General features: G+C 65.0%; 21 protein-coding genes. 4 read left to right on the top strand and 17 right to left on the bottom strand.

Features of this window, described 5'->3' with window-relative positions:
- Window positions 1–25: 25 nt before the first annotated feature.
- From glmS to LV476_RS01690, 8 genes are all read right to left on the bottom strand, one after another.
- Window positions 26–1,879, bottom strand: a complete 1,854-nt coding sequence (gene glmS / locus LV476_RS01725; protein ID WP_250072656.1) for a glutamine--fructose-6-phosphate transaminase (isomerizing) — start codon at window positions 1,877–1,879, stop codon at window positions 26–28.
- 158 nt (window positions 1,880–2,037) lie between these two features.
- The gene (recJ, locus tag LV476_RS01720; protein WP_250072654.1) at window positions 2,038–3,822 is read right to left on the bottom strand and encodes a single-stranded-DNA-specific exonuclease RecJ; all 1,785 of its coding nucleotides are present in this window, start codon (window positions 3,820–3,822) and stop codon (window positions 2,038–2,040) included.
- Window positions 3,819–4,976: a hypothetical protein gene (locus LV476_RS01715; RefSeq protein ID WP_250072653.1), complete on the bottom strand. Its 1,158-nt coding sequence runs from the start codon at window positions 4,974–4,976 to the stop codon at window positions 3,819–3,821. The genes recJ and LV476_RS01715 overlap by 4 nt, the downstream gene beginning before the upstream one ends.
- Entirely contained in the window at window positions 4,976–5,605 is a 630-nt protein-coding gene (locus LV476_RS01710; RefSeq protein ID WP_250072651.1) for a histidine phosphatase family protein, read from the bottom strand. Before LV476_RS01710 ends, LV476_RS01715 begins: the two co-directional genes overlap by 1 nt.
- 89 nt (window positions 5,606–5,694) lie before the next feature.
- A complete protein-coding gene (locus LV476_RS01705) occupies window positions 5,695–5,901 on the bottom strand; it encodes a DUF3185 family protein (protein ID WP_250072649.1) in 207 nt (68 codons plus the stop codon).
- A 56-nt stretch (window positions 5,902–5,957) separates the two neighbouring features.
- Window positions 5,958–6,860: a regulatory signaling modulator protein AmpE gene (gene ampE, locus LV476_RS01700; protein ID WP_284047393.1), complete on the bottom strand. Its 903-nt coding sequence runs from the start codon at window positions 6,858–6,860 to the stop codon at window positions 5,958–5,960.
- A gap of 40 nt (window positions 6,861–6,900) precedes the next feature.
- Window positions 6,901–7,461 carry a 1,6-anhydro-N-acetylmuramyl-L-alanine amidase AmpD gene (ampD, locus tag LV476_RS01695; RefSeq protein ID WP_250072647.1) on the bottom strand — a complete coding sequence of 187 codons (561 nt, stop codon included), beginning with the start codon at window positions 7,459–7,461 and terminating at the stop codon, window positions 6,901–6,903.
- A 47-nt stretch (window positions 7,462–7,508) separates the two neighbouring features.
- Window positions 7,509–8,165, bottom strand: coding sequence for a CinA family protein (locus LV476_RS01690; RefSeq protein WP_250072645.1), 657 nt, complete (start codon window positions 8,163–8,165; stop codon window positions 7,509–7,511).
- A gap of 72 nt (window positions 8,166–8,237) precedes the next feature.
- Between LV476_RS01690 and mutS the strand changes: the two genes are divergently transcribed.
- Genes mutS through LV476_RS01670 form a run of 4 tightly spaced genes read left to right on the top strand, consistent with a single transcriptional unit; the run spans window position 8,238 to window position 13,164 of the window.
- Entirely contained in the window at window positions 8,238–10,895 is a 2,658-nt protein-coding gene (gene mutS / locus LV476_RS01685) for a DNA mismatch repair protein MutS (RefSeq protein ID WP_250072644.1), read from the top strand.
- A 33-nt stretch (window positions 10,896–10,928) separates the two neighbouring features.
- Complete coding sequence (locus LV476_RS01680; RefSeq protein WP_250072640.1) at window positions 10,929–11,384, top strand: NUDIX domain-containing protein; 456 nt, start codon at window positions 10,929–10,931, stop codon at window positions 11,382–11,384.
- Window positions 11,381–12,508 carry a tRNA 2-thiouridine(34) synthase MnmA gene (gene mnmA, locus LV476_RS01675; RefSeq protein WP_250072638.1) on the top strand — a complete coding sequence of 376 codons (1,128 nt, stop codon included), beginning with the start codon at window positions 11,381–11,383 and terminating at the stop codon, window positions 12,506–12,508. The genes LV476_RS01680 and mnmA overlap by 4 nt, the downstream gene beginning before the upstream one ends.
- Window positions 12,509–12,537: 29 nt before the next feature.
- Window positions 12,538–13,164: a lysogenization protein HflD gene (locus tag LV476_RS01670; protein ID WP_250072637.1), complete on the top strand. Its 627-nt coding sequence runs from the start codon at window positions 12,538–12,540 to the stop codon at window positions 13,162–13,164.
- Window positions 13,165–13,241: 77 nt separating this feature from the next.
- Here the strand turns inward: LV476_RS01670 and LV476_RS01665 are convergent, their stop codons facing one another.
- The 9 genes from LV476_RS01665 to nuoG all read right to left on the bottom strand — a co-directional run bounded on the left by LV476_RS01665 (window position 13,242) and on the right by nuoG (window position 23,579).
- Window positions 13,242–13,559, bottom strand: coding sequence for a DUF2818 family protein (locus LV476_RS01665; RefSeq protein ID WP_250072635.1), 318 nt, complete (start codon window positions 13,557–13,559; stop codon window positions 13,242–13,244).
- A 28-nt stretch (window positions 13,560–13,587) separates the two neighbouring features.
- Window positions 13,588–15,024 (bottom strand): NADH-quinone oxidoreductase subunit NuoN, encoded by a 1,437-nt coding sequence (nuoN, locus tag LV476_RS01660; RefSeq protein WP_250072634.1) that lies wholly within the window; start codon window positions 15,022–15,024, stop codon window positions 13,588–13,590.
- Between the two features lie 10 nt (window positions 15,025–15,034).
- Entirely contained in the window at window positions 15,035–16,555 is a 1,521-nt protein-coding gene (locus LV476_RS01655) for an NADH-quinone oxidoreductase subunit M (protein WP_250072632.1), read from the bottom strand.
- Between the two features lie 35 nt (window positions 16,556–16,590).
- Window positions 16,591–18,552 (bottom strand): NADH-quinone oxidoreductase subunit L, encoded by a 1,962-nt coding sequence (gene nuoL, locus LV476_RS01650; RefSeq protein WP_250072631.1) that lies wholly within the window; start codon window positions 18,550–18,552, stop codon window positions 16,591–16,593.
- Between the two features lie 4 nt (window positions 18,553–18,556).
- The gene (gene nuoK, locus LV476_RS01645; RefSeq protein ID WP_058575727.1) at window positions 18,557–18,862 is read right to left on the bottom strand and encodes an NADH-quinone oxidoreductase subunit NuoK; all 306 of its coding nucleotides are present in this window, start codon (window positions 18,860–18,862) and stop codon (window positions 18,557–18,559) included.
- Window positions 18,859–19,515 (bottom strand): NADH-quinone oxidoreductase subunit J, encoded by a 657-nt coding sequence (locus LV476_RS01640; RefSeq protein WP_250072630.1) that lies wholly within the window; start codon window positions 19,513–19,515, stop codon window positions 18,859–18,861. The genes nuoK and LV476_RS01640 overlap by 4 nt, the downstream gene beginning before the upstream one ends.
- 117 nt (window positions 19,516–19,632) lie before the next feature.
- Window positions 19,633–20,121 (bottom strand): NADH-quinone oxidoreductase subunit NuoI, encoded by a 489-nt coding sequence (nuoI, locus tag LV476_RS01635; protein ID WP_058575725.1) that lies wholly within the window; start codon window positions 20,119–20,121, stop codon window positions 19,633–19,635.
- A 12-nt stretch (window positions 20,122–20,133) separates the two neighbouring features.
- Window positions 20,134–21,189, bottom strand: a complete 1,056-nt coding sequence (gene nuoH, locus LV476_RS01630) for an NADH-quinone oxidoreductase subunit NuoH (protein ID WP_434062807.1) — start codon at window positions 21,187–21,189, stop codon at window positions 20,134–20,136.
- On the bottom strand, window positions 21,186–23,579 hold the full coding sequence (gene nuoG, locus LV476_RS01625) for an NADH-quinone oxidoreductase subunit NuoG (RefSeq protein WP_250072628.1): 2,394 nt from the start codon (window positions 23,577–23,579) through the stop codon (window positions 21,186–21,188). The genes nuoH and nuoG overlap by 4 nt, the downstream gene beginning before the upstream one ends.
- Window positions 23,580–23,607: the final 28 nt, after the last annotated feature.

Below are 23,607 nucleotides of genomic sequence, written 5' to 3'. Positions count from 1 at the left end.
GTATCTCTTGCTTGATCGTTGAGTTCTATTCCACCGTGACCGACTTGGCCAGGTTGCGTGGCTGGTCCACGTCCGTGCCCTTGAGTACGGCCACGTGATAGGCCAACAGCTGCAGCGGGATATTGAAGATGATTGGCGCACTGATGCGCCCCACATTTGAGGTGACCGGCAGCACGTGTGTGAAATCTGCCGATTGCAGACCGGCTCGCTCGTCAGCAAACACGAACAACTCTGCACCGCGGGCGCTGACCTCGGCGATGTTGGATTTGAGCTTATCCAGCAATTCGTTCTGCGGAGCGATGGTGATCACGGGCATGGTCTCGTCGATTAGTGCCAACGGTCCATGCTTGAGCTCGCCAGCCGGGTAAGCCTCGGCGTGGATGTAGCTGATTTCCTTGAGCTTGAGCGCACCTTCCATCGCGATGGGGTACATCGGCCCGCGGCCAAGGAACAGGGCATGCTCCTTCTCCACCAGAAGCTGAGCCAGATCACGCACTCCGTCTCCATGATCCAGTGCGTTCTGGATGCGGCCGGGCACCTTCTCCAGACCGGCGACGATGCGCTGTTCCTCGTCCTCGTCCATGCGGCCGCTGGCGCGTCCCACCGCGAGCAACAGCAAGGCCAGCGAGACCAACTGCGTGGAGAATGCCTTGGTCGACGCCACGGAGATCTCGGGGCCGGCCCGGGTCATCAGCACGAGGTCGGACTCACGCACCAGAGAGGACTCCGGGGCATTACAGATCGCGAGCACTGGTCGGGCGGGATTCTCGCGCTTGAGCATACGGATCGCGGCCAACGTATCGGCCGTCTCCCCGGACTGAGATAACGCAACGATCAGGGTATTCGGGCTGACCACCGGATGGCGGTAGTGAAACTCCGAGGCCACCTCCACCTCGCAGGGGAGTCTCAGGATGTCCTCGAACCAGTATCGCGCTACCAGCCCGGCGTGATAGCTGGTGCCGCAAGCGATGATCTGCACCCGCTCGACGGCGGCAAAGATCTCGTCCGCGCCAACGCCGAACGCCGCCGGCAGAATATGTCCGTGCGCGATCCGCGCCTCGAGGGTGTCGGCGATCGCCTGGGGCTGCTCGTGGATTTCCTTGAGCATGAAGTGGCGGAACCGTCCTCGGTCGGCACTTTCCGCTCGCTGTGCGGACTGGCGAACGGGGCGCTCCGCGGTCTTTCCTGACACGTCAGTTATCGCGAGCGAATCCCGAGTGATCACCGCCCGATCACCCTCCTCCAGGTAGATGAACGATTGGGTGACCGGCAGCAATGCCAGGGCGTCCGAGGCGGCAAAGTGCTCACCGATGCCAACCCCAATCACCAGCGGACTGCCCTGTCGTGCGACAAACAATGTTTCCGGGGCATCGACAATGATTACGGCAAGGGCGAATGCACCCTCGAGTCGATCCACTGCCATCCCGAAGGCTTCGTCAGGGGACCGCCCCTTCTGCAGCTCCCGATCAATGAGGTGAGCGATGACCTCGGTATCGGTATCCGAGGCAAAGGCGCAGCCCGCGTTCGCCAACTCATCCTTCAGGGCACTGAAATTCTCGATGATGCCGTTGTGCACCACCGCAACGCGTCCCTGTTCAAGGCTCGGGGCGAGATGGGGGTGCGCATTGCGTTCGACCGGGACCCCGTGAGTCGCCCAACGGGTATGCGCGATGCCCAGTTGCCCAGAGATCGGTGCCGCATCCAGCTTGTCCGCCAGAGCGGCGACCTTTCCGACCGCGCGCACGGAGGCAAGGCCACGCTCCTCGTCCAGGAGTGCCAGACCGGCCGAGTCGTAGCCGCGATATTCCAGCCGCCGCAATCCTTCAAGAAGGATCGGACCGACCTGCCGCTCTGCGACCGCTGCGACGATTCCGCACATGAATCCGTTTCCCGTTGCGCTCTGAGTAATTGGCGTTTGATTGTATCGCAAAGGTAGTACTTATCGGGCGACACATAGCGATTTCCCGCCTCCCGTCGACGCCCCAACTGACAAGGCCTCAGGTCGCACAGCCCCACACTTCCCCGAGGGTCAGTCGGTTACGTCACCGGCAACGCCGTCTCGACGAACAGCTTCAGGCGTCGCTGTCCTCGAAAGGTGTCGATAACGGGGCGGTAAGCAATCTGCCAGCGCCGGCCGGGCGGCAGCGCGTCGGGGGCATGGAACCAGATAGCATCCATCGACCGGCGGTCCGCGGCATCCACCGGCCGCACGACGAGGCGCCAGTGCTTGCCGTCCTTGAGCGCAGTTTTCTCGAGCACGTCGAAGACGTTGTCGAACAGAGGCTCGGGGAAACCCGTTCCCCACGGGCCGTGTCGGTCAAGCAGGGAGACGAAGTCGAGGTGAAAGTCCTCGGTGGCAAGCGGCCCGTCGGTCAGCACTTCGCGACCTTCGGGCAGGCGTTCATCGAAACGCGCGACGGCATCGGCGAATGCGTGGCGGAACGCCTCGAGCCGGCCGGTGCCCAGCGACAGCCCCGCCGCCATGGCATGGCCGCCGAAGCCCTCGATCAGACCGGGGTGTCGCGCATCGATCTCCACCAGCAGGTCGCGCAGGTGAATGCCGGGAATCGAACGCCCCGAGCCTTTGAGAAGGCCGTTGTCGACCCCGACCTCGGCCGGAGCAAAGACGAACACCGGACGCGCCCAGCGGGTCTTCAGTCGGCCGGCCACGATCCCGATCACACCCGGATGGAAACCCGGATCGTAGCGTACCCACTCTGCCGCCTGCTCCGGCGGCACATCGCCCTGCCCGCCCAGCGCACGCTCTAGATCCATTGCCACCGTATCCAGCATGTCGCGCTCGACCGAACGGCGTTCACGGTTGATGCGGTCGAGTTCTGCGGCCAACCGGCGTGCCTCGGCGGGGTCATCCGCCAGCAGGCACTCCACGCCAAGGCGCATGTTCTCCAGCCGGCCGGCGGCATTGAGGCGGGGTCCGATGGCAAAGCCGAGATCTCGGGACTGGGCTTCGCGCGGGTCACGCCCCGACTCGGCAAACAGCGCCAGAATTCCCGGAGCGCACTGCTGGGCGCGGATGCGGGCGAGCCCCTGGGCAACCAGGCGCCGGTTGTTGTCGTCCAGCTCCACCACGTCGGCAACGGTGCCCAGAGCCACCAGATCAAGCCAGTTGGCAAGATTGGGACGGCCTCGATCGGCAAATTGGCCTCGGCGATCGAGCTCGGCTCGCACGGCAGCGAGCAGGTAGAACGCGACGCCCACCCCGGCCAACGCCCGTGACCCGAATGTCGCCTCGGTTCGGTTGGGATTGACTATGGCTTCGGCATCCGGAAGCGTGTCACCCGGCAGGTGATGATCGGTAACAACCACCCGGCAGCCGAGTGCCTTCGCGGCAGCGACACCGGAGTGGGCCGAAACACCGTTATCCACGGTCAGCACAAGCCCCGGGACGCGTTCCAGTTCCGCCACCAGTGCCGGGCTCAGTCCGTAGCCGTGGCGTTGCCGGTCCGGAATGCGGAAATCGACACGAGTCGCCCCCATGGCTCTCAACGCCCGAAGGCACAAGGCCGTGGCAGTCGCCCCGTCCGCGTCGAAGTCCCCAATCACGACGATCTCATCCCCCGCCTCGATCGCATCGGCGACGAGTTCGGCCGCCCGTTCGAGATCGGGCATGCCGGTCGGCGGCAGGATCGCGGCAAGCTCGTGATCGAGCTGTGAGGGATCGCTTACCCCTCGAGCGGCGAGCACACGCGCCAGTCTCGGGTTCAGGTGCGCCAGCCCGACTGGAGGCTCGGGTGCCGCCCGACGGCGGATGCTGGCGAGGCCCAGCTGCCGGCGGCTCTGATCAAGGTTGGCAATCGTCATGAGTGCCGACGCCAACTGGATGCCATGCGTTGCCACAGGCGCCCCAGAAGACCCTCGCGCCGCCATTCACCGCCCTGACCGTCCCGTAGGGAGACGGAAAGCTCCGGTGCGCATTCCTGCAGCGCCGAAAGCCACTCATCGATGCGGACCAGTTCGCGTTGAAAGCCGCCCAGGTCCCCTTCCAGTCGACACCAGGCGGCCTCGGTCAACACCACGCGCGGCTGTCGGCCAGCGGCGAGCGCTTCTCGCACGAGCTCGACGGGTGCCTCCCCGAAAGCAAGCGAGTCGTGGCGGGCGAGCACTGCAGGCGAATCACTGATGATCAGCGCGGCCTCAGACTCTTCGTAAGCCGGGCAATCCGTGAGCTCGGTCATGCCGTGCGGCCAGAAGCTGTTGAGAGTCGGCTGCCCGTGAGCGGCCCGCTCGTCGTTGAGCGACTGCGGGTAGAGCCACATCTGCACCTCGGTCAACCACTGCCGCAGGAGCGGCTCACTGTGATGCTCGTCGAGAAACACGCCGGCATTGCGGTTGAGCAGGCAGGCGAGCGGTGCGCCAGACCGACTGAGGCCGACGTTTGCGGGGCCGACACCGGCTTCGCTGACTCGCGCTAGCAAATACAACTGCCGGCCGATGCGGTCGACCCGCATGCCGTCGTGCGCCAGCCAGGCATTCAGCTCGCCGAGCAGATCATCCAGTTCCTCGGTGGTCAGTCCCAGAAAACGCGGTCCGAGCGTGATCGCGTGATCGGTCTCGGCCTTGAGGTGGACGGGGTCGAAACACAGCACTCTCGCAAAGCCGTCTTCCCGCCATTGGCGGACGTGCTCGGCAAAGCCGTTGCGTGTTCCGCCGCCGAGGCGCCAGTCGCCCAAGGCACGGCTCAGGGCATCGACCTCGGCCGGGGGCTGCGCCTCGAGTACGGTCAGAGCCTGTCGATCCGGATCATCGTCATGACAGTCCGCCTCCCGCGGCTGGCCGGCAACCGGGCCCATATGGCGCCCGGCCAGCAGCCGGGCCAACGGCCGTTCGGTGCTCCCTTCGACATCGGGCCAGGTCCAGGTGGGCGTGGAAAAACCGCTGCCATTATCCGGTCGGGCGTCGCGTGGCTGCAGACCGAGGACGTAAAGATCGATTTCGGGGCGCGTCGTGTCCGCCATCAGGCGCCCTCGCCCGGCAGGCCGTTGTCCAGCGCGAGCAGACGACGACCACGAGCGTTGTGACGAATCGAGAGAAAGGCAGCGTATTCGGTCTCGACGCGGGCCACGGCGGCCATCGGTGCGCCCATCACCCAGGCGGCAGCCGCGCGCATCACGATGGCATGCGACAGCAGCAGCACCGACTGCCCGGCGTGGTTACGTTCCAGTCGCTCCAGCCCTTGGATGACGCGGTCGAAGAACGCGTCCATCGGCTCGCTCCCCGGCGGCCGACCGTAGACGGGGTCCGCCAGGAAAGCGGCGTGCTGTTCCGGATAACGCTCGGGGATCTCCGCGTGACGCAGCCCCTCCCAAGGGCCAAAGCCGATCTCACGCAGGTCGGGGTCGACGACCAGCTCTAGCCCTCGCCGGTCGGCCACCTCGGCGGCGAACGTACGGCACCGTGCCATCGGCGAGGTGGCAATCACGTCCCAGTCGGCCAGGCCCTGCTCCTCGAGCAACCGCAGGCGCCGCTCGAGCTGCTGCCAACCGATATCACTCAGAGGGTCGTCCACGGCGTCGCCGCGAAAGCGGCGGCCGCCCACGGGCTCGCCGTGGCGGATGAGGTCGAGTCGGGTGGTCTGGGGGGTCATGGCAACTCGCGGATCGAATTCGAGGCGGGATTCTAACAGTCGATCCGGATGCGGTGAGCGGCCACCGACGGTGCGACCTCAGCCGGGGATCACTTCTTGCCCGCCACCAACATCACCAGCCCGACGACAGCGCTGACGCCCCCACCGATCATATAGAGCATCGTGTTCTCGGTGTATTCCCCCGTGAACTCCTTGGAGAGCTGGTCATCAAGTCCCTGCGAGGATTCGTAGCCGAAATACAGCAGAAGCAGCCCCAGCACCAGCAACCCGATACCGATCAGTTGTTGTCCTTTCATCCCTGTCGTCTCCTTGTTGATTGTCACGAAACGTGTTCTGGCCGGTCGAGTATGGCTCAAGGAATCCAGCCGATCATCGTGAGGATCGCGACCAGCGCGAGGCCGAACAACAGTGCCCGCAGGACGATCGCATGCGCGGCCCGGTACCAGATACGCTGATCGGCCAGGCAGGCGGCTTCGTCGAGACACTCGTCGGCACGCTCGACGTCGATCACCGCGTGCCCCACCCGCGCGATCAGGCCGATGGACGCCGCCTCCCAAGGGTCGATCGCACCGTGTTCACGCCCCAACGCCTCATCACCGCGCCAGACATTCAACCCACGTTGAAACGATCCGGCCAGCAACATGAGCACCGTGTACACCGGCGCAGCCGGCACGACCAGAATCGCGTGCAGCCGACGTTGCCAGCTCCGCAAGCGGGACATTTCCTGCTCTTCCGGGTCGGGAATCTCGGCGAGCCACTCGGTGAGGCGATATAAGAGCGCCCCGGCCGGTCCAGCCAGCACGAACCAGAACAGCACCAGGAACCACTCGCTGAAGGCCAGCACGATAATGCGCTCGCCGGTCTGTCGCGTGGTGGCCTTGGCCGGATCGATCGATGTGCCCTGAAACAGCACGCGCCGTGCTGATTCCACGGTTTCCCGGTCTTCCTGGGCGGCGGCATCAAGGAGTTGGCGATTGATTTCCGAGGTATTGCGCGGCGTGATCACGAGCAGCAGAACCAGCACGGCAACCAGCCAGCCGATGATGCCGTCACTGCCAAACCCCAGCCAGACAAACAGTACCGCGGGCACGAGCAGCCACACCAGCAGGCGGGCCGCTGTCGATCCCACCATCCCGGAAAGCGTCTCGAAGATCTCGGTGGTGACGCGATGGGGCCAACAGTCCGCGCGCCATTGCTGGAAGAACTCCAGGAAGCGGTCGAAGGCGATCACCAGCACCAATGCCAACAGTTTCATCTCGGATACGCCCCTGTCTGTCGTGGTGGAATCGGCATGCTCAGGCCGTCGACATGCCATCGGGCAACCGGGAAGCCAGGTGGCCCCAGTCGAATGCCGGGCCGGGGTCGGTCTTGCGCCCCGGCGCGATATCGCTGTGCCCGCGCACGGCATGCACGGTGGGATAGGCCTGCCGGATTGCAGCCAGCACCTTGCCAAGCGCCTCGTACTGGACGCTGGTGAACGGCTCGGTATCGGTGCCCTCCAGCTCGATACCGATGGAAAAATCGTTGCAGCGGGTCCGCTCACCAAATCGCGATTCGCCCGCGTGCCACGCTCGTCGATCGAACGGCACAAACTGCTTGATCACGCCATCACGGTAGATCACCACGTGCGCGGAAACCCGCAAGTCACGAATGGTCTCGAAGTACGGGTGCTCGGCGGGGTCGAGGCTGTTGGTGAAGAAGCGCTCGATCGCCGTGCCGCCGAATTCCCCCGGCGGCAGCGACATGGCATGCACCACGACCAGCTCAATCCGCTCGTCGCGTGGACGGGCATCGCAGTTCGGCGAGGCGATATACGGCACCGAGTCCAGCCGATTGGTCGCGAGATCGATATTCATGTCCATTCCTCAGCCTACCGGACCAGGGCCTGCCTAGGGCCGAGCTCCTACATTTTCAGGCCGGCGGTGGGCCAGAACGCTTTCGACCAGCGAGCGGCCGCCGCCTCGTCCCATGTCTCGCCGGAAAGGTGTGCGCACAGGCCGCGAAGCGCCACGTCCACGGCGGACTCGCGCACGGCAGCACGATCGCCATCGAAACGGAAACGGGCCGCGAACGTGCTCAGCGGTTCCCGATGCCCCCCGTCGGCAGCGGCCGGCGACCAGTAGCCCCAGCCGATCCAGACGGTGCCGACCGGCTTGGCCTCGCTGCCGCCCGAGGGGCCGGCCACGCCGCTGATCGCCACCGAGTAGGACACATCCGCCCGACGGATCGCCCCGACGGCCATCGCGGTGACTACCTCACGAGAGACCGCGCCCACCTCGGAGAACAGCGCGCCGGGCACATTCAGGTCACGCTGCTTGGCGCGATTGCTGTAGGTAACCCAGCCGCCCTCGAACCAGCCCGAGCTGCCGGACTGTTCTGTCAGGGTCGCCGCCAGCAGACCGCCGGTGCAGGACTCCGCGACGGCCAGCCGCCGGCCGCGCGCCTCGAGGGCATCACCCAGACGAGCCACGCGAGTCGTGCGGTCCATGCCTACCTCGGTCATTCGCTCGGTCGACCAGCTTGGTGGTGTCTCCCCCGCCCCGGTATCGCGTTGACTCATTCGGCGGTGCTCCCTGCCCCGAGCTCCCCACGGCTCCCCGTCGAAAGCCCGCTTTTGGTTACAATGCGGCCCATGACGACGCAGCCTCAAACCCGCCCGGACCGGACCGGCGAAACCGACGCCTTTGCCGCACATACGCCCATGATGCAGCAGTTTCTCCGGATCAAACAAGAATACCCGGACGTGCTGCTGTTCTACCGCATGGGGGACTTCTACGAGCTGTTCTTCGAGGATGCGCGTCATGCAGCACGGCTGCTCGACCTGACCCTGACACAGCGCGGGACCTCCGCCGGCGAACCCATCCCGATGGCCGGTGTGCCCGTGCATGCCTACGAGTCCTATCTCGCCCGACTGCTCAAGGCCGGCGAGTCGGTCGCCATCTGCGAGCAGGTCGGCGACGTGCAGGCCAAGGGGCCGATGAAGCGCGAAGTGGTCAAGGTGGTCACCCCGGGCACGGTCACCGACGAGGCGCTGCTCGAGCAACGCCAGGCGCACCGGCTGGTGGCCGTCCACCGCCAGCGAAAGCGCGGTCGCGAACGCCTCGGGCTCGCGCACCTCGATCTGTCCAGCGGACGCTTTGCCATCATGGCGCCGGCCGGGCCCGACGAACTGGCCACCGAACTCGCCCGGGTCGATCCGCGCGAGCTGTTGCTGGCCGAAGGGCTGAACCTCGAGACCCTGACCGACAGCCTGTTTGCCGATCGCGGACTGTCGCGCCAACGCCCGGTCTGGCACTTCGCCGCCGACACGGCTGTGGAGCAGCTCTGCGCCCAGTTCGGCACGCGCGATCTCGCCGGCTTCGGCGTGCACGCCGACAACCGCGAGGCGCTTGATGCCGCGCTCGGGGCCGCCGGTGCCCTGTGGCAGTACGTCAACGACACGCAAAAGACCCGCATCGGCCATATAAACGGGCTGTCCGTCGAACAGACCAACGATGCGCTGCTGCTCGACGTGCACACCCGCCGGCACCTGGAGCTGTTCGAGGACAGCCAGGGGCGCCCCGAGGGCGCGCTGATCGGCCTGCTCGACCGCACTGCCACCGGCATGGGTGCCCGGCGGCTGCGCGAATGGCTCGCCAGGCCGCTGCGCGAGCACGGCCGGCTGGCCGCCCGCCACCAGGCGATCACCGAACTGCGCGAGCGCGACCTGCCCGCCCCGTTGTTCGAGGCGCTGCGCCAGGTCAACGACATCGAGCGGATCACCACCCGCATCGTGCTCGGCACCGCCCGCCCCCGGGACTTGGCCGCCCTGCGCGACTCGCTGCACCAGCTTCCCGAACTGACCGCCACCCTGTCGGCCTGCCAACAGCCGCTCCTGACCGGACTGGTGGAGAACCTCGCCGATCTGCCGGAGGTGCGCGAACTGCTGGATGCCGCCATCGCCGAGAAGCCCTCGGTGTGGCTGCGCGACGGTGGGGTGATCGCCAGCGGCTTCGACGAGGAGCTCGACCGGCTGCGCGGGCTGTCGGAACGCGCCGACACGACGCTCACGGCCATGGAGGAGGATGCCCGCCGCCAGTCCGGCATCGAGAACCTCAAGCTCGCCTACAACCGCGTTCACGGCTACTACTTCGAGGTGCCGCGCAGCCAGTCGGCGCGCATGCCCGAGACCTTCACCCGCCGCCAGACGCTCAAATCGGTCGAGCGCTACACCAACGAGACCCTCAAGACCTTCGAGCAGGAAGTACTGACCGCCCGCGACAAGGCGCTGGCCCGCGAGCGCGAGTGCTTCAACGATCTGCTTCACCGACTGACCACCTGCCAGGCCGAGCTACGCCGTCGCGCGGATGCCCTGGCCGACCTCGACACGCTCGCCGCGCTGAGCGATGTCGCCGAGCGCCAGCAGTGGACCGCGCCACGCTTCTGGGACGAGGTCGGCATCGAGATCGTGCAGGGCCGTCACCCGGTGGTCGAGGCCAACAGCGACGCCGTGTTCGTCCCCAACGATGCGGGTCTGGGCCCCGACCGGCGCATGCTGTTGATCACCGGCCCGAACATGGGCGGCAAGTCGACCTACATGCGCCAGACCGCGCTGATCGTGCTGCTGGCGCATGCCGGCGCCCACGTGCCGGCCCAATCGGCGACCATCGGTCCGATCGACCGGATCTTCACCCGCATCGGTGCCTCGGACGATCTGGCCTCGGGACGATCGACCTTCATGGTCGAGATGACCGAGACCGCCGAGATCCTGCATCACGCCACCGATCGCTCACTGGTGTTGATCGACGAGATCGGCCGCGGCACCTCGACCTTCGACGGGCTGGCGCTCGCCTGGGCGGTCGCCGAGCACCTGCTCAACAAGAACCGGGCGATGACGCTGTTCGCTACCCACTACTTCGAGCTGACCACACTGGCCGAGCAGTTCGAGACACTGGTGAACGTGCATCTGGAGGCGATCACCCACCAGGGCGAGCTGGTGTTCCTGCACGGGGTGAAGGACGGCCCGGCAAACCAGAGCTACGGCATCGATGTCGCCAAGCTCGCCGGGCTGCCCCGTCCCACCATCCGCCGGGCGCGCGGGCTGCTTGAAAAACTGGAATGGCAGTCCCATGCCGGGACCGAGGCGCCGCAACTCGACCTGTTCGCCGCCGAGCCGGTCGCGGAGACCGTCGAGCCGGAACCCGACCCCTTGCTCGAGGCGCTGGACGAGTTGGATCCGGACGGTCTGACCCCGAAGGCGGCACTGGACCTGCTCTACGACTGGAAGGCCCGCCGCGAGCAGGACCTCTGACCCGCCCTCTTCCCCGGACGATATACTGATCTCATGCCTGTATCCGCCGACCGCCCGCTCGTCTCGCTAACCGTCGCCGGCATCGCCCGCCGCGACGACGAATACCTGATCGTCGAGGAGACCGTCCGTGGCCAGCGCTACCTCAACCAGCCCGCCGGCCACGTCGAGCCCGGCGAGACCCTGATCGAGGCGGTAATCCGCGAGGTACGCGAAGAGACCCGCTTTGCCTTCGAGCCGACCGAACTGCTCGGGCTGTACCACGACAACCCCGGGGAGGGGCGACGCGTGCTGCGCGTGGCCATCGTCGGCGAGATCGGCGAGGCGGACGACGAGCCGCTCGACGAGGGCATCCTCGCTGCCCACTTCATGGGACGCGAGGCGATCGAGCGCTCGGCCCTGCCGCATCGCTCGCCGTTCGTCACCGCGGCAATCCGCGACTTCGAACAGGGGCGCCGCTACCCCCTCGACCTGCTGCACTCGATCCGATGACCGACACGACTCTGGAAAACCTCATCCCGCCGGCCCCGGCCGACGCCCCGCGCATCATGGTGGGCATGTCTGGCGGCGTGGATTCCTCCGTGGCCGCCCTGCTCCTCAAGGAGGCCGGCTACCGCGTCGAGGGCCTGTTCATGAAGAACTGGGAGGGCGACGACGATGACGAGTACTGCGCGGCCAAGGAGGACATGCTCGATGCCATGGCGGTGGCCGACAAGCTCGGCATCGAGTTCCACTACGTCAACTTCGCCAGCGAGTACTGGGACCGGGTATTCGAGCATTTCCTCCACGAATACCAGGCCGGGCGCACGCCCAACCCGGACATCCTCTGCAACCGCGAGATCAAGTTCCGCGCCTTCCTCGACCATGCGCGATCGCTGGGCGCCGATGCCATCGCTACCGGCCACTACGCCCGGCGGCTCGAAGGCCCGGCCGGCCCGCGCCTGGGCCGCGGCCTGGACGAGAACAAGGACCAGAGCTACTTCCTGCACGCCCTGACCCGCGAACAGGTCGGATCGGCCTATTTCCCGGTGGGCGAACTGGAAAAGCCCCGCGTGCGCGAGATCGCCGCCGAGCACGACCTGATCACGGCGGGCAAGAAGGACTCGACCGGGATCTGCTTCATCGGCGAGCGGCGTTTCGCCGATTTCCTTAAGAACTACCTGCCTGCTCAGCCGGGACCGATCGAGACACTCAACGGCGAGCGTCTCGGCACCCATCAGGGGCTGATGTACCACACCATCGGTCAGCGCCAGGGCCTGGGCATCGGCGGCACCAAGAGCCACGGCGACGCGCCCTGGTACGTGTCCGGCAAGGATCTCGACAGCAACACCCTGCTGGTCGTGCAGGGCAAGAATCACCCAGCCCTGTTCGCCCACCGGCTCGAGGCCGAACAAGTGCACTGGATCGAGCCCCCGCCGAACGACCGTCCGCTGACTGCCAAAATCCGCTACCGGCAGCCCGACCAGGCGGTGAGCTTCGAGCAACAAGGCGACCGCCTGGTCGCCACGTTCGAGCAGGCGCAGCGGGCGATCACCCCCGGCCAGTCCGTGGTGTTCTATGATGGGCCGGTGTGCCTCGGCGGCGCGGTGATCACCCGCGCCCTGCCCGACGGCTGAATTCATTCCCCACGACACGAACCGAATCGATGGCGCGAAATATCGACGACCACATCATCGCGATGGCCGGAATGACACAGGCCGTCCAGCTGATCCAGACGCTCGCCTACGAGGGGCGCGTCGCCGACCGCGATGCGTTGGAAGCCAGTATCGGCTCGCTGTTCGCCTTCGATGCACCGGACACGGCCAGCATCTACGGCGGCCTCTCGGGCGTGCGCTTCGGCCTGAAACGGCTGGCCGAACTGCTCGCCGGCAATTCGCGCGCGCCGCGTGACCTCGAGCTGACACGTTACGTCGTCACCCTGTTCGCGGTGACCAAGGCATTCCGTAACGACGCCGAGATGGGCGGGAAGCTGTTCCAGCGGCTCGAAGAGCTTGAGCCGAGCTACCGCGAGCACGGCGCGGACACGGGCCTGCTTTCCGACCTGAACAACCTCTATCGGTCGACGCTCAGCCAGTTGCCACAGAAGTTCGTCATCAACGGCGAGAAGCACCACCTCGAGGACATGCAGGTCTCATCCAGCGTTCGCGCCCTGCTGCTCGCCGGCGTACGGGCGACCATCCTGTTCGACCAGGTGGGCGGACGTCGCTGGCGCCTGCTGTTCCAGCGCGGCAAGTACGTCGAGGGCGCGCAGCGGCTGTTGCGACAGGCCTGACGCCCCCACTCGGACAGCAAAAAGGCGGCCCGCGTCATGCGTCGGCCGCCTTTTTCGTTGCTCGCTCCCCTGGAAATCTAGATCTGCAGGTGCTTTCGTAGCTGGTACTGCCAGATGAAGCCCACCACCGAGAACACCGCGAAGATGCAGGAGGAGATCGCCCAGAACTCCCAGCCTTTCGGCTCGATGCCACCGATGGTGTACTCGATATACAGGCCGGCGCTCATGCCCAGCACGAAGTAGATCAGCCACTCGACGATGCGCCACCAGAACGACTTCTGCCGGCCCGGTTCGGCGACACGGATAACCAGGAACAGGCGCTGGTTGACGAACGGCAGGTTCGCCAACACGAACAGCCCGATCAGATAGCTGATGACGATCGAGTCGGCAATCATGGGAACCTCGTCGCGTTTGCGCGGTGAATCAGAGCCCGAAAGCGCCGGCAGTCAGCGCCGTCAGGCCGGTCGGATAGAGGCCGAAGATGAGCATGGACGCCCCGCTCAGCGCCAGAACACCACGCACGTTGGCATCGGCCTGGATCGGGCTGGTATCGGCGGGCTGGTCGAAATAGACCATCTTCACGGCACGCAGGTAGTAGAACGCCCCGATGACCGCGGTAATCACCGCGAAAATCGCAAGCCACCACAGACCGATACCCACAATCGACTGCAGCACCGCAAGCTTGGCCCAGAAGCCGAAGGTGAACGGGATGCCGGCCATGGAGAACATCAGCAGCAGGAAGACGAACGCCATCACCGGGCTGCGGTCGTTCAGGCCCTTGAGGTCCTCGAGGCTCTCGGCCTCGAAGCCCTGGCGAGCGAGCAGCAGGATGATGCCGAAGCCGCCGATGGTCATCACCGCGTAGGCGATGGTGTAGAACAGCGCCGCAGCGTAGCCCTCGTTGGTGCCGGCGAGCACGCCCAGCAGGATGAAGCCGACGTGACCGATGGTCGAGTAGGTCAGCATCCGCTTGAAGCTGGTCTGCGCGATCGCGACCACGTTGCCGATCGCCATCGACAGCATCGCCACCACGATCAGCATCGGCTGCCAGTCACTGAACAGCGGCCCCATGCCATCGACCAGCAGGCGCATGACCAGCGCCAGGGCGGCAATCTTCGGTGCGGCGGCCAGGTAGAGCGTCACCGCGGTCGGCGCGCCCTCGTAGACGTCCGGCAGCCACATGTGGAACGGAGCGATACCCATCTTGAACACCGCACCCACCACGATCAGCACCACGGCGGCCTTCAGCGCCATCGAGTCCTCGCCGCCGGCTACACTGTCGGCGATGGCGGTCAGGGTGAGGTCACCGGTGACGCCGTAGAGCAGCGACATGCCGTACAGCAGGATGCCCGACGCCAGCGCGCCGAGGACGAAGTACTTCATCGCCGCCTCGGAGGCACGGCCATCGTCGCGCTTGAAGGCCGTCATCGCGTACATCGCCAGCGAGAGCAGCTCGAGGCCGAGGTAGAGCAGCAGCAGGTGATTCGAGGAGATGGTGATCATCATTCCCAGCACGCCGAACAGGCCGAGCATGTAGTACTCGCCCTTGTCGATGCCGCGCTGGCGCAGGTAGGTGCGAGACATGACCAGCACGGCGGCAACCAGCACGTAGATCGCGAGCTTCATCACGTCGGCCATCGGATCGTTGACCACCATGCCGCCGAAACTCATCCGCACGCTGTCGTCCATCTGCAGCAGCGTGATGACGAACAGGGCGACGAGCGTCAGCAGCGACAGTGCATAGCTGACCGTAGGACCGCGCTTGGGCAGAAACGGGTCGACGAGCAGAATCAGGCAGGCCATCGCCGCGAGGACGATTTCGGGCAGGACCGGTTGCAGGTTCAGTGAGGCGAGTGTCATAGGGAACGTCTTACAACTTGGTGGTCAGCGCCTGTTGCGCCAGGTTCTCGATCGAGGCATGCATGACCTCGACCAGCGGGTTCGGCCAGACGCCGATCAGGACGATCAGGAAGGCGAGCACGCCCAGCACCCAGGCCTCGCGGAAGTTGAGGTCGTCGAGCGTCTTGACGCCCTCGTTCTTCACCTCGCCGAAGATGACGCGCTTGACCATCCACAGCGTGTAGGCCGCGCCGATGATCAGGGTCAGCGCCGCGATCAGGGCGATCCAGAAGCTCGCCTTGAACGAGGCGAGGATCACCATGAACTCGCCGACGAAGCCCGAGGTGCCCGGCAGGCCGACGTTGGCCATGGCGAACACCACGACCAGCGCGCCGAACCACGGCATGGTGTTGACCACGCCGCCATAGGCGGAGATCTCGCGACTATGCAGGCGGTCATACAGGACGCCGATCGAGAGGAACATCGCCGCCGAGATCAGGCCGTGCGAGATCATCTGCACCATCGCGCCTTCCAGCGCCAGGGTCACGCCGCTGGCCGAGGTGTTGGCCGGGTTGGCGACGATCATGAAGATCACGAATATGCCGAGCGTGACGAAGCCCATGTGCGAGATCGACGAGTAGGCGACCAGCTTCTTCATGTCGGACTGGACCATGGCGACGAAGCCGATGTAGACGATCGCGACCAGGGACAGGAAGATCATCAGCCAGTCGAGCTCGGCGGCCGCGTCTGGCGTCATCGGCAGCGAAAAGCGCAGGAAGCCGTAACCGCCGATCTTGAGCATGATCGCCGCCAGGATCACCGAACCGCCGGTCGGCGCCTCGACGTGGGCATCCGGCAGCCAGGTGTGCACCGGCCACATCGGGATCTTGACCGCGAAGGCAATCAGGAACGCCAGGAAGATCAGGATCTGCTCGGTCAGGGTCAGCGGCAGATCGTGGAGCACCGGAATGGCGAAGCTGCCCGACTGGAAGTACATGTAGATCAGCGCGACCAGCATGAACACCGAGCCGAGGAAGGTGTACAGGAAGAACTTGATCGTCGCGTACACCCGGCGCGGACCGCCCCAGATACCGATGATGATGAACATCGGGATCAGCATGCCTTCGAAGAAGAAGTAGAAGACGATGGCGTCCATTGCGGCGAAGGTGCCGTTCATCATCCCTTCCATGATCAGGAAGGCCGCGAGGTACTGGTGCGCCTTGTCCTTGATCACTTCCCAGGCGGCAACGACGACCAGGATGGTGGTGAAGGTGGTCAGCACGATCAGCGGCATGGAAATGCCGTCGATCCCCAGTGCGTAGTTGATGCCGAACGCCGGGATCCAGGGCACGTGCTCGACGAACTGCATCGCCGCGGTCTGCGTGTTGAAGCCCAGGATCAGGCCCAGGCTGATCACGAAGACCGCCACGGACACGATCAGGGCGAACCAGCGGGCGGAATCCGCACGCCGCTCGCCGAACAGCATCACGGCAAGGCCTGCCGCGATCGGCAACCAGACGAGCAGGCTCAGTATCGGCCAGGAGGTCAGCATCGAACCGTTATCCTTCGCTTGTTATCTATGGGGTGTTACGCGCCGACGAACACGATCCAGGTCAACAGCCCGATCAGTCCGAGGATCATGACGAACGCATAGTGGTACAGGTAGCCGGTCTGGATCAGCCGCCAGGTGCGCGCCAGATAACCCACCACGGCAGCCGACCCGTTGACGACGAGTCCGTCGATGGCACGCACGTCACCGACCTGCCACAGGCCACGCCCCAGCAGGCGCGAGCCACCGGCAATCACGGCATTGTTGAACCCATCGAAGCCGTAGCCCTGCTCCATGATCCGCTTGGGCCAGGCGAAGACGCGGGCGAACAGCGGCGGCAGCACCTTCGGCATGGCGAGATACATGACCGCCGCGAGCGCGACACCGCCCAGCGCCATCCAGACCACCGGCGTGACCCAGCCGTGGGTGAACATCGCCCAGGCGCCGTTGAACTTCGCTTCGATCGCCGCCATGGCGCCGTGGGTTGCCAACACGCGCAGCGAGTCGTCGAAGAACGTGCCGTAAAGCATCGGCTCGATCACGATAAAGCCCACGATCAGGGACGGCACGGCCAGCAGCATCAGCGGCACGGTGACCACCTTCGGCGTTTCCTTGACGTGGTCGTACTCCTTCTGGCTCATCCGCGGCTCGCCGAAGAACACCAGGAAGAACATGCGGAAGGTGTAGAAGGCGGTCACGAACACGCCGGCGAACACGGCCCAGTAGGCGAAGGTCGCACCCGGCAGCGTCGAGGCCTGCACCGCGTAGATGATCGACTCCTTGGAGTAGAAACCGGCGGTACCCGGGAAGCCGATCAACGCCAGTGCCCCGATCAGGAATGTGATGAAGGTGATCGGCATCTTCTTCGCCAGGCCGCCCATCTTGCGGATGTCCTGCTCGTGATGCATCGCGATGATCACCGAGCCGGCCGCGAGGAACAGCAGTGCCTTGAAGAAGGCGTGAGTCATCAGGTGGAACAGCGCCGGGCTGTAGGCCGACACGCCCAGTGCAACGGTCATGTAACCGAGCTGCGAGAGCGTCGAGTAGGCCACGACTCGCTTGATGTCGTGCTGGACGATACCCAGCAGGCCCATCGACAGCGCGGTGACCGCACCGATGACGAGGATGAACGACAGCGCGGCATCGGAGAGCTCAAACAGCGGCGAGAAGCGCGCGACCATGAAGATGCCAGCGGTCACCATGGTGGCCGCGTGGATCAGCGCGGAGATCGGCGTCGGGCCTTCCATCGAGTCCGGTAGCCACACGTGCAGCGGCACCTGCGCCGACTTGCCCATCGCGCCGATGAACAGCAGGATCGAGATCACGGTGACCAGCGACCACTCCACGCCCGGCCAGTACTCGACCTTGATGTCGGCCAGCTCCGGCAGCCGCTCAAAGAACGTGGCGTAGTCGAGCGTGTCGGCGTACATCAGGATCGCGGCAATCCCGAGCAGGAAGCCGAAGTCGCCCACGCGGTTGACCAGGAACGCCTTGAGGTTGGCGAAGATCGCCGACTCGCGCTTGTACCAGAAGCCGATCAGCAGGTAGGAGACCAGGCCGACCGCTTCCCAGCCGAAGAACAGCTGCAACAGGTTGTTCGACATCACCAGCATCAGCATGGAGAAGGTGAACAGCGAGATGTAGCTGAAGAAGCGCTGGTAACCGGGATCATCGTGCATGTAGCCGATGGTGTAGATGTGCACCATCAGCGAGACGGCGGTCACCACCAGCATCATCATCACCGTGAGATGGTCGATCAGGAAACCGATCTCGAAGGTGAACATGTCGGAAGCGATCCAGGTGTACACCGCCCCATCGAAGGTCGGCAGCCCACCGAAGACATGCATGTAGAACGCGTAGGCGGACGCGGCCAGCGCAATCGCCACGCCGATGATGGTTACCCAGTGAGCACCGGACCGACCGATCTGTCGTCCGAACAGGCCCGCGATGATCGAGGCGATCAGCGGGGCAAGTACGACGGCAAGATAAACCTTTTCCATTGAATCAGCCCTTCATCTCGGTCAGGTCTTCGACGTTGATCGTGCGCCGGTTGCGGAACAGCGTTACCAGGATCGCCAGGCCGATGGCCGCTTCGGCCGCGGCCACGGTCAGGACGAAGAAGACGAACGCCTGACCGTCGATGTCGCCGGAGAAATGCGAGAACGCCACGAAGTTCACGTTCACCGCCAGAAGCATCAGCTCGATCGCCATCAGCAGCACGAGCACGTTCTTGCGGTTGAGGAAGATGCCGGCGACGCTGATCGAGAACAGCAGGCCGCCGAAGATCAGGAATTCGGACAGGCTGATCATGACGTTTCCTTATCCTGTTGGTCTGAAGTCTCGCCGGACAGATCGCCACGACGGGTCTTGTCGGCATCCAGCTCGGCAATACGGACGCGATCCTCGGCACGGACCCGCACCTGCGCGTCGATGTCCTGGTAATGCACGCCCGGGCGACGGCGATGGGCCAGCGCGATGGCCGCGACGATCGCCACCAGCAGGATGAACGCGGCGATCTCGAACGGATAGACGAACTTGGTGTACAGCACCTGGCCGATCGCCAGCGTGTTGCCCGTACCGGCCGGGGCCGCCTCGGGCGCCGGATAGATATCGAGACCGAAGCTCGCCGGACCAAGGATCAGCGCCAGTTCGACGATCATGACGAGCGCGACGAACACGCCCACCGGCAGATTCTTGATGAAGCCTTCACGTAGCGGCGCGATATTGACGTCGAGCATCATCACGACGAACAGGAACAGCACCATCACGGCGCCGACGTAGACCAGCAGCAGCACGATACCGAGGAACTCGGCCTCCATCAGCACCCAGACGAGCGCGGTGGAAAAGAAGGTCAGCACCAGGAACAGCGCGGCATGCACCGGGTTCCTGACCGTCACCACCCGGATCGCGGCAATCACCGCGACCGAGGCGAACACGTAGAAAAGGATCTGATAGAGCGACATGACTATCCTTCTGCTGGGAGCGGGTGCACCGCCCCAAAGCCGGTTGACCGTTGTTTCATTCGTTATTGTTTCGCCGCAAGCGCGGGCGAGACGTTACCACGCCGCGCCACTCGATGCTTAGCGGTAGGCAGCGTCCGCCAGGCGGTCTGCCGCAATCTGCGATTCCAGGCGATCACCAATCTCGAGGAGCTTGTCCTTGGTCATGATGTTTTCGCCACGATTCTCGAAGTGGTACTCGTAAACCCTTGTTTCGACAATTGAATCTACCGGACAGGCCTCCTCGCAGAAGCCGCAGTAAATGCACTTGAACAGGTCGATGTCGTAGCGGGTCGTCCGGCGGGTACCGTCGTCGCGCTGCTCCGACTCGATCGTGATCGCCAGTGCCGGGCAGACCGCCTCGCACAGTTTGCAGGCGATGCAGCGCTCCTCGCCGTTGGCGTAGCGACGCAGGGCGTGCAGGCCACGGAAACGCGGCGATTGCGGGGTCTTCTCTTCCGGGTACTGCACGGTGTACTTGTGACCGAAGAAGTACTTGCCGGTCACCGACATACCGAGGAACAGCTCCCAGAGGAACCAGGTCTTGAAGAAATGCTTGATGGCGTTCATTGCATCGCCCCCTTAGAACCACGGACCGACTTGGAAATAGTGGAAGACACCTTCCACCGCGATCCACAGGATCGTCACCGGGATGAATACCTTCCAGCCCAGTCGCATGATCTGGTCGTAGCGGAAGCGCGGGAACGTCGCACGGAACCAGATGAACACGAACAGCAGGAATGAGATCTTGAGCAGGAACCAGACGATCCCCGGCACGAAGGAGAACATCGGGCCGAGGAATGTGCCCTGGAACGGCGACAGCCAGCCACCCAGGAACATCACCGCAGCGAGAGCTGAGATCAGGATCATGCTCGCGTACTCGGCCAGCATGAACAGCGCAAACGCGATGCCGGAGTACTCGACGTGGAAACCGGCGACGATCTCCGACTCACCCTCCGAAATATCGAACGGCGCCCGGTTGGTCTCGGCCACGCCGGAGACGAAGTAAACGACGAACATCGGCAACAGCGGCAACCAGTACCAGTGCAGGATGCTGCCTTCCTGACCGCGCACAATCTCGGAGAGGTTCAGGCTGCCGGATGCCATCAGCACGCCGACCAGCGCGAAGCCCATCGCCAGCTCGTAGGCGACCTTGTGTGCTGCCGAGCGCATGCCGCCGAGCAGCGCGTACTTCGAGTTGGAAGCCCAGCCGGCGAGTATCACGCCGTAGACACCGGCCGCGCCGATCGCCAGCACGTACAGCAGACCGGCGTTGATGTCGGCCAGCACCCAGCCGTCGTCGAACGGAATCACGGCCCAGGCGACCAATGCCGCGACCAGGATCAGGATCGGGGCGAGATAGAAGATGAACTTGTTCGCGACTGACGGCGTGATGACTTCCTTGAACATCAGCTTGAAGACATCCGCGAACGGCTGGAACAAGCCGCGCGGTCCGACCCGGTTGGGGCCGATGCGCACGTGCATGTAGCCGATCACCTTGCGCTCGGCGAGCGTCAGGTAGGCCACCGCGACGATGATCGGCATCATGATCACCAGCGTCAGCAGCACGTGAACCACGAGGTACTGCCAATCCGGCGACATCCAGCCGATGACCGGGGAAAGCCATTCGGTGATCATGCGGCGACCTCCACGTTGATTTCGACCTTGCCGGCGCGCGGCGCCAGTTCACCGGCGTGCGCGCCACTGAAGACCACCACGCTGCCCGGCGTGACGCGATAATCGACGCGGATCGGCAGTTCGACGCGTACGCCATCCTGCTCGATCGCCGCTGTCATGTCGTCTTCCCAGCCCTCGCGCTCGGCATCGGCCGGGTTGACCAGCACGTGGCGCTGCAGCTCGGCCTTCTCGGTGGCCTGCAGCGCGCCCGACCGGCGGATGACCGGATCGATACCGTACATCGCCACCGGTGCGATGCGTTGGTAGCCGCCCTGCCCGGCCGGCTTGGCGGGCAGCTTGAAGTGCGCTTTGTCGAGGCCTGCTGTCTTGTTCTCGAGTGCGACTTCCTGGCAATGCGACTGGATCTCGCGACGCACCTCGGTTGCGGCCATGTAGTCGAAGCCGTTGAGGTCGAGAAGGTTGCCCAGCACGCGCAGGATCTTCCACGCCGGACGGGATTCGCCCAGCGCACGTACCGTGCCGTTGACCGACTGCCAGCGACCCTCGCCGTTGACCCAGGTGCCGGCCGTCTCGACGGCCGTGCCCATCGGCAGCAGCACGTCCGCATACCGCTTCATTGCCGGCGTCACGTAGCTGGTGATGGCGATGACGCACTCGGCTTTCTCGAGGCTTGCGAGTGCCGCCTGGCCAGCGGCGGAATCATGCTCGGGCTCGATCCCTTCGAGGATCATCGCCTGACACGGTTCTGCCAACAGTTCCGCGGCATTGCGACCCTGGCCGACCGCCTCGGCACCACCGGCCGCGCGATGCGGCACGGCACCGGCGAGCCAGGCGCCGGCGGCGTTCCCGCCCTGAGCGACCAGGCCGAGCTGGGCACCGGCCAGGCGCGCCAGTTCGGTAGCCACGGCCCGGATCGCAGCGAACTCCGGCGCGTTCTGCGCGACTGCGCCGAGGAAGATCGCTGCCGATTCGCCGTCCTTGAGTTCGGACACGATGGCGCTCGCGTCTTCAACGTTCGCCACCGGGTAGTCGGCCAGGTTGGCCGGGATCTCGCCGCCGGCCGCCTTGACCAGCGCCAGCAGCGTACCCAGTTCGCCGCCCTCGTCCATGCGACTCGGGACCTGGCGGGCCGGGAATGTCAGGCCCTGCTCGAACGGGTGCACCAGCGTCAGCTTCGCGCCCTTGTTCAGGGCCGCCTGGCGCAGGCGATGACCGAACAGCGGCACCTCCTCGCGGACAGCCATACCGACCGTCAGGCCGGCGTCGAGCTCGGCGATCGCCGGGATGTCCATGCCAAGCCACGGCATGACCGGATCGTCGGCGTCACCGGAGAAGTCGACCTGACGCAGGCGGTGATCGATGTTGTTAGACCCCATGCCGCGCACGATGCGGGCAGTAAGGTACTGCTCCTCCAGGCTCGCATTCGGAGAGACCAGCGCACCAAAGGCGGACGGCCCCTGTTGGTTGACGATTTCCTGAATGCCGCGGGCGGCGGTTTCCAGCGCCTCTTCCCAGCTGGTGGTGACCCACTCGCCGTCACGCTTGACCATCGGACGGGTCAGGCGGTCCTCGGTGAACAGTCCCGTGTACGCAAAGCGATCACGGTCGGCGATCCAGGTCTCGTTGACCGCGTCGTTGTCGCGCGGGACGGTCCGCATCACCTGCCCTTCACGGGTGTGAACGTAGAGGTTCGAGCCGAAGGCGTCATGCGTGGACAGGTGCTTGTGCTGCACCAGCTCCCACGGGCGATGGGTGTAGCGCGACGGCTTGGCGGTCAGCGCACCGACCGGGCACAGGTCGATGACGTTCCCCGAAAGCTCGGAGGTCACGCTCTTGGAGATGTAGGTGCCGATCTCCATCTGATCGGAACGACCGGTTGCCCCCAGCTCCTTCAAGCCGGCGATCTCCTCGCCGAAGCGCACGCAACGGGTGCAGTGGATGCAGCGGGTCATGTCGGTCGCGATCAGCGGGCCAATGTCCTTGTCCTTGACCACGCGCTTGGCCTCGGAGTACTGACCGACGCCTTCGCCGTAGCCCATGGCCACGTCCTGCAGCTCGCACTCACCGCCCTGGTCGCAAATCGGGCAGTCCAGCGGGTGGTTGATCAGCAGGAACTCCATGGTCGAACGCTGGGCGCTGATCGCCTTGGGGCTGCGCGTGGAGACCTTCATGCCCTCGGAGATCGGCGTCGAGCAGGCCGGCAACGGCTTGGGTGCCCGTTCGACCTCCACCAGGCACATGCGGCAGTTGGCCGCGATCGAGAGCTTGCGGTGATAGCAGAAGCGCGGGATGTTGATCCCCGCCTTGTCGGTCACCTCGATCAGCATGTCTCCAGGACTGCCCTGGAGGCTCATGCCGTCGACTTCAAAGGTAATCTTCTCGTCACTCATACCGGGAAACCTGCTCGCATGGCCGGAC

The organism is Guyparkeria hydrothermalis (genome assembly GCF_023555385.1).
Lineage (GTDB): Bacteria > Pseudomonadota > Gammaproteobacteria > Halothiobacillales > Halothiobacillaceae > Guyparkeria > Guyparkeria hydrothermalis_A.
The sequence above is the reverse complement of the archived record's forward strand: the minus strand, read 5'-3'. Positions and strand labels throughout refer to the sequence as shown.